Annotated in this window: 7 protein-coding genes and 1 pseudogene; 4 read left to right on the forward strand and 4 right to left on the reverse strand. The window is 54.0% G+C overall.

Features of this window, described 5'->3' with window-relative positions; translation table 11 throughout:
- Window positions 1-1,431: 1,431 nt before the first annotated feature.
- Window positions 1,432-1,515 (forward strand): annotated as a pseudogene (locus tag VGP75_RS20685) (IS6 family transposase); the annotation flags it as partial.
- Between the two features lie 157 nt (window positions 1,516-1,672).
- Entirely contained in the window at window positions 1,673-1,813 is a 141-nt protein-coding gene (locus VGP75_RS13250; RefSeq protein ID WP_327544125.1) for a hypothetical protein, read from the forward strand.
- Between the two features lie 379 nt (window positions 1,814-2,192).
- Here VGP75_RS13250 and VGP75_RS13255 read toward each other — a convergent pair whose 3' ends face one another.
- Window positions 2,193-2,930, reverse strand: coding sequence for an amino acid ABC transporter permease (locus VGP75_RS13255; protein WP_327544126.1), 738 nt, complete (start codon window positions 2,928-2,930; stop codon window positions 2,193-2,195).
- Between the two features lie 12 nt (window positions 2,931-2,942).
- On the reverse strand, window positions 2,943-3,677 hold the full coding sequence (locus VGP75_RS13260) for an amino acid ABC transporter ATP-binding protein (RefSeq protein ID WP_327544127.1): 735 nt from the start codon (window positions 3,675-3,677) through the stop codon (window positions 2,943-2,945).
- A gap of 128 nt (window positions 3,678-3,805) precedes the next feature.
- Between VGP75_RS13260 and VGP75_RS13265 the strand changes: the two genes are divergently transcribed.
- Window positions 3,806-4,585, forward strand: coding sequence for a transporter substrate-binding domain-containing protein (locus tag VGP75_RS13265; RefSeq protein ID WP_327544128.1), 780 nt, complete (start codon window positions 3,806-3,808; stop codon window positions 4,583-4,585).
- 77 nt (window positions 4,586-4,662) lie between these two features.
- Window positions 4,663-5,310 (forward strand): glutathione S-transferase family protein, encoded by a 648-nt coding sequence (locus VGP75_RS13270; RefSeq protein ID WP_327544129.1) that lies wholly within the window; start codon window positions 4,663-4,665, stop codon window positions 5,308-5,310.
- A 522-nt stretch (window positions 5,311-5,832) separates the two neighbouring features.
- On the opposite strand, the gene VGP75_RS13275 is transcribed toward VGP75_RS13270, so the two are convergent.
- Window positions 5,833-6,243, reverse strand: a complete 411-nt coding sequence (locus tag VGP75_RS13275; RefSeq protein WP_327544130.1) for a VanZ family protein — start codon at window positions 6,241-6,243, stop codon at window positions 5,833-5,835.
- Window positions 6,244-6,560: 317 nt separating this feature from the next.
- A partial coding sequence (locus VGP75_RS13280) for a HipA domain-containing protein (protein ID WP_327544131.1) occupies window positions 6,561-6,855 on the reverse strand: 295 nt, incomplete at its 5' end.

A 6,855-nucleotide genomic window follows, 5' to 3' on the forward strand; every position in this document is an offset into this window, starting at 1 on the left:
CCTTGGCCACAGCATCTCGGTCGAGACGCCAGACAGCGCATTTGGTTTCGGCGGCGCGCAGCTGATTGAACGGCTGGATGGCGGCGGCTATGTCGCCGGGTCAGACCCGCGCAAGGACGGACAAGCGGTCGGGTATTGATCCCGCGTGATGTCTTTACCAAAGTAAGAGCGTATGTCTTTTTTTGCGGCACGCGCCTGAGGGATTAGCCTGTACTCTGATCGCATGACGGTGAACGCCGTTTTTCAGCGATGGAGAACGGCATGACGAAAGAACAACCAACGATTTATGTCAGGATCAATGTATCCAAAGATAAGGTGGCAGTTGCGCTTGCTAGTTATGGGCTACATGACGACGTTGTCAGCTTGGGCAGCTTTGAAACCGCCCCTGCCAGCGTCGACCGCTTGCTCAAGAAGTTATCTCCGCGAGGGGCACCCGTCTCGGTATGCTATGAGGCAGGCCCCACAGGATATGGCCTTTATCGGCAGGTGCGAGTGTTCGGTTTCGAATGCTGTGTGGTCGCGCCTTCTCAGTTTCGGTCAAGACCGTTGACGATGGCTCTTTCGGCCCAGTCTTCACGTCCTGGGCAGTCTGGCGCGAACACCGCTTCGCCACTGTTTTGGGATTGATGCCGAGATCTTGGCCCAGTTGCACGAGCGAAGTTCGCGATTGCTGTATTGCTGCTCTGATGGCGTCCATGGGCGTGGCGCTCCCATGACGATCTTGTCCCATAATGCTTCCTTCCAATCCTGCGAAAGGATCGCACTATCAAACTGTGGGATCAGACACCCAAAAAGGCCCCCCTCGTATTGAACAAGGGGGGCCGTGAGTGGGGACGTTTCCGTAGTGGTGGTCTCAACTTGACAGAAGAGACCTAGGTAGTCTCATGACTTTGTTTGCTGATGTGTCGCATCGCAACAAATCAAAGGTGCCAGCAGTCGTTCATTTAATGGATTATGCAATCAAACGGTTCGCAAACCGACAAAGGATACCAGCATGCGACAGCTCAGCCTCTCAATCGACCCCGAGTGGCTTGATCTCGTCTCTGGCCCCCGGATCTTCGTCATGTCTCACTTGTTGAGCAAAAAAATCTGACGCCAAGCAAAGTCAACGCCAGGATGTCGACAGGTAACCAACAGCTCGTCCACACTCTGTGCAGTGGTTTACATTTACCTAAATTACTATGCGTTGTTGTATTATCGGCAGATGATATGATGAACCCCGCTGGGAACACTGATCATGCCGACAACCGCGGGCGCGTGCTCCGCCATGAATTTCAAAAACTGCGGTTGCGTCCGCTCTTTGCGGACCTTCACTTCACCCGTCATCGAAGCACCATGAACCTGAAAAACACTATTTGCCAGATCGACGCCCCCCTATTCTTCCTCATGGTTGGCGTCCATTGCTGTTTCAGTGGCTGTCACGACCCCATCTTCAATCAGGAACGCCACCTTTACTCACGCGACACCTTCAAGCTTAACAGAAATGCCGCACTTACCGGGCAGCGCCAGCTTTGATCCGGGCAAGCCTGCGCCCGCCGCCGCAAACTGAAACTAGATCGCAGCTGTCTTACGGCACCGGCGGAGCAGTTCAATGCGTGTGTTGCGCTGATCTGTTGACTGCATGACGATCATCTAGGGCAAGTGATTGATAACGTCGTAAACGATGTGTCTTATGCGGGGTTTGACATGCGTGGTAAAAGCCTTGGCTTGGAGCGACGAGGACAAGCGCGAGATTGTCATGTCGGTTGGAATTGCAGCGGCACCGGTGACACAGATGGCGCAGCGCCATGAGAGCACGCTGCAGCAGATTTAAGCTTGGTGGCATGACGTCCAGAAGCAGGGTCTGTGGTCGCCCGACGCCCGTGGTTCCGGCAGTGCAACCACATCTCGCCAAAGCGCCGCCCTGAGTGCGGTTGAACTGCGCCTGCGAGGTAGACGCAGTGCGCATGCCAATAGACCGATTGATCCTGTCGCACTGAACGCGGGTGCAAGCCCAATCCTATGGCCACAAGAACAAAAACGCCTGATACCCAATTGCCAGATCCGCCTGTGCGGCTGTCGAGAACAATCCTGCATGTCTAAGATTGACGACATGATAGAGCGTTGCAAAGAGCATGCCAAAGGCCGCCAGGATGCCAAATGCACGACAATGCCCACCCATTGTGCTGTGAAGGTCAGGTTATCTTCTTGTCTCAGGTGTCACTGGCTTTCATGCGCCGCTCAAGCCAGCGCACACCGGCTGATACGATCAGGATCAGCACCAGATATTCCAGCACCAGAATGGTGTAAATTTCGAGAGGGCGGTATTCTGATACGACCAACTCATTGGCTTTGCGGGTCAGTTCCTGCATACCGATCACCGAAACAAGCGATGACATTTTCAGCATGTAAACCAGCTGATTACCAAGTGCGGGCAAAATGCGGCGGATCGCCTGGGGCAGGATGACATAACGCATCGTATCACGGTAATTCAGTGAAATGGACTGCGCCGCTTCATATTGACCCTTGGAAATAGACTGTATGCCTGCGCGGAAAATTTCAGCCTGAAAGGCGCTGTCACTCAGCGCCAAGGCAAGCACACCGGCCCAGAACACGGTAAGCGTGATCCCCGACAGTGCCGGCAAACCATAATAGACCCATAAGATCAGGACCAGCACCGGCACGGATCGGACGATCTCCACGTAGGTTCGGTTGAACAGCCACCAGCCCCTCTTTTCGGACAGGCCCGGCATGGCAACCAGCAGCCCCGCAACGACCGAAATCATGATCGCGGTGACTGACATGCCAATCGTGTAATAGGCACCGCTTGCCATGAATTTCAGGTTGTTCCAGCCCGACGTTGTCGTGGGGTCGACCACATACCAACCCCAACTGTTGGAACAGCCGGTCAAAAGCAGCAGCACAGGGACGAGGGCTAAAAGGCGTTTCATCATTCAGCCCTTTTAATGATTCAGGATCTGTTTGAGGAACGTGCCGAACCGTTTGGATTTTGGCGCAACAAACACATCTTCTGGCGCGCCAACTTCAACAATTTCGCCTTTATCCATAAAGATAATACGGTCGGCCACACGGCGCGCGAACCCCATTTCATGGGTCACAACGATCATGGTTATGCCCGATGAGGCCAGCTCCGTCATGACCTCCAGTACCTCTGCGATCATTTCAGGATCAAGCGCTGAAGTCGGTTCATCGAACAACATAATGCGCGGTTCCATGCAAAGCGAACGTGCGATTGCAACGCGTTGCTGTTGTCCACCCGATAGCTGCCGCGGGAATTTTTCAGCCTGATCAGGGATCTGCACCCGTTCAAGATGCTTCATTGCACGCGCCCGCGCCTCTTGCTCGGACAGCCCCAGAACACGCCGTGGCCCCAGACACAGATTGTCCATGACGGTCAGATGTGGGAAAAGGTTGAACTGCTGGAATACCATGCCAACCATGCCGCGTATCTTTTCCAGATCGTCAGGTTTGTCCGTCAAAGCCGTCCCGTCGACGATGATCTCGCCACTCTCGTGCGCTTCAAGACGGTTGATGCAACGGATCAACGTCGATTTTCCGGATCCGGACGGGCCGCAAATAACGACACGTTCTCCCAATGCGACGTCAAGTGATACGTCTTTCAGTGCTTGAAAATCGCCAAAAAACTTTGACACATTCCGCATGGAGATGATCGACATTGCTGTTTCGTTCCAGTCTGTTCGTCGCATATGAAACCGCTGCACAAAAAAACGATGATTTCAGGCTTTTTGCATTTCCAAAGTGCTGATGCATCCTATTTATGGTGAATGCAACTCAAGGGAACCCCATGAAATTATTTAAAATTGCCGCTGTTGCGGTTGTTATCGCAGCCGGTGCCGTTCAGGCGACGGCGCAATCAGCGCTCAACGAAATTCTGTCTGACGGCCTCTTGAAGGTCGGCACAACGGGCGACTGGAACCCGATGACTATGCGTGACGTCGCAACGAACAGTTATGTGGGCTATGACATTGACGTAATGACAGCACTTGCGGCCGATCTGGGAGTCGAGGTCGAATTTGTACCGACAGATTGGAAAACACTGGTCGCAGGCGTCTCCTCTGGCCAATACCATATCACAGGGTCCGCTTCGGTATCTCCGGCACGCGCAAAAGCTGCAGGATACTCCGACAGCTATTTTTCGTTGGTGACCGTACCGTTGATATTAGAGACAAATGCGAACAGGTTCTCGGACTGGGATGACTTGAATGTCGAAGGCGTGTCTGTCGCAGCCACCCTTGGTACGACACAAGAAACACAGGTAAAGCAGTATTTTCCAGCCGCGACACACCGGATTGTCGAAGCACCGGCCCGTGATTTTCAGGAGGTGCTGTCAGGCCGCGCAGACGCGAGCATTACCTCAAACGTAGAAGCCAATAAGCTCGTTGCACAGTATGATCAACTGATGGTCGTCCCTGTCGAGGCTGGCCGTTCGCCCACACCAATCGCGATGTTGCTGCCACAGGCTGATCAGGTTTGGATCAATTATGTGAACACCTGGATCACGCTCAAGCAGGAGCAAGGTTTCTTTGACGAACTGGGCGTTAAATGGCAATTGCTGGCCGAGTAATCCGGTCTCCCCGATTGATAGTCGAAGGCCAACCCCACGCAGTTGGCCTTTTGCACTTTTAACCTAAAGGACGTGCCATGCTGACGATCTATTCGGTTCCTGTTGCGGTTTACTGCGCCAAGCTGCGGATCATATTGCGACACAAGGCCATTCCATTTGAAGAGCTCCCGCCGCCTGGTGGATATGGGTCGGACGCATACCGCGCGCTCGTGCCTTCGGGTAATCTTCCGGCGATGATCCATAACGGCTTCATGCTTTCGGATTCAGAAGCTATCGCTGAATATCTGGAAGAGGCGTTTCCGGACGTTTCGATGCTTCCACAGTCAGTGAAACTCCGCGCCAAGGCACGCGAATTCAGTCGGTCCCATGATACCCGCCTTGAACCGGCCGTCCGTGCGATCTACCCGCAAGTCGCTTATGCGACGCGGGACGCAAACGAGGTGATTGCCGGCGGCGCCTTGATTTCCAAACACCTCTCATCGCTTGCACTGTTGCTGTCGGCTAACGCTTTGGACACAAATAAACTTTGGTTGTGTGATTGCGGATTTGCTATGACATTCGCATGGATCAAAGCCTTCGAGGTGGCCCTTGATCTTCCGATAGACTGGCCTGAAATTGTCACCGATTACGATGCACGCCTGCAGAGATTTAACGTCATCGCCGATGAACTGGTTGCTTATCAGCCGGCGATGGATGCGTACCTGGAAAAAGCCAAGCCGTCTTGACGCTTCCGCTTCGATCGAAAAAGCCATCCGGATGTATCAGTGTCGCCCTCGATTTCCTTAATACAACATTGGACGATCCGCACAATGATGCAGCCTTTCAAATCACACCTTTGCCGCCCCGGTTGCATCGCAGGGGCTTTTCTGTCGGCCGCAGAGGGATCTGCGGGTAAAATGTTGTACGGTGGACGCATGGCCATTTCGGCGGGCCGCAGCTCAAGATTGTATGAAACGGCTGGATGTCCGGTCGTGTCCTGAAAAGCGATCAGAGTGCACAACTTTGTAAATGGCGCTCTCTGTGCCTACCCGCCGCGTGGATCTTCGTTCCGGCGAAAGACGCGCATCAGCAGCGGACAGGAAATTTGCGCCAGGCGCAGAGCGCTCGCAAGGCTGCTCTCTTACTTGGAGGCCATCGATCACATTTTGATAGCTCAAGATGGGCTTCAGATTTTTTCACCAGTGGGAAATTTATACAAGTATTTATCTGCGGTTGTTTATCTGACGGTCAAGATGGTGTTTCATCGTTCAGGTCCCTGCCCTGCGGCGCTGTCGCACCAGAACCGCAATGGTGACGATGCGCAGGGCCAACCCCACACCCACGCCGATCCATGCACCCATAACATCGGCGACAAAATCGGCGAGCTCGCCTTGGCGACCCACATAAGGTTGGATGAGTTCAATCGCGCCGCCAAATAGCAGGCTGCAGGGCAGCACAATGGCCAGACTGCGCGGGTAAAGCAGCGCAGCGGGCAAGGTCAGCGCTGCAAAACCAAGCAGGTGGTGGGCCTTGTCTGTACCTGGAAGTCCTTGCGGGGCACTCAAAGGCAAAAGGGTCAAAACGGCAATGATGACGGCCAGCACCAGGGTCATCCCAAGTGCGAAAACTCTGGGTTTGTGCTTATCAAGAATGGTATCGGTCACAAAGGGGGCAATCACAGGGTCTCGTTTTGTTTTGTTGTTCGGGTGCCATTACCCGGGTCGTTGTCTGGCGTGCCGATGAATTCGATGCCAGCGGCGTCGAGGGCCATTTGGAGCGCTTACGCGCTCCCATGGCGGCCTTATCCCATAATGCTTCCTTCCATTACTGCGACAGGAGCGCACCATCAAACTGTGGGATCAAACACCTTATGTGTTTCAGAACTGTTATGGATACCGCGTCACCGCGCCTGGCTGGGCGCGCTGACGGGGTTGGATACAGCGCTAAGCACCTTGTGGCCTGATTGCGCGGGATGTACCGTCTCTCCGCGACGACATCATATGCCTGAGACAGACGCGCGTTTTGCCTGTCTGGGGTAGATCAAAGACCAGTTCTTCAAGTGCATATCGTCATTGCCCATAAGCGTGTTGAATATCAGGCGGCGGATGTACTCTTGGGTGTCCCGCCCACTGGTTTGTGCGGCGATTACGCTGGCAATATTTGCTGCGCTGGCCTTCTTGTATTTATCTCCTGCAAAAGCACCATAAGCGTGGGCAAAGTACTCAATATGGATCGGCACATTAACGTCGGCGCGGTGAATGATGAATGCGTGGTCGGCTCGCGCGCCGATC

The organism is Yoonia sp., assembly GCF_036007805.1.
GTDB lineage: Bacteria > Pseudomonadota > Alphaproteobacteria > Rhodobacterales > Rhodobacteraceae > Yoonia.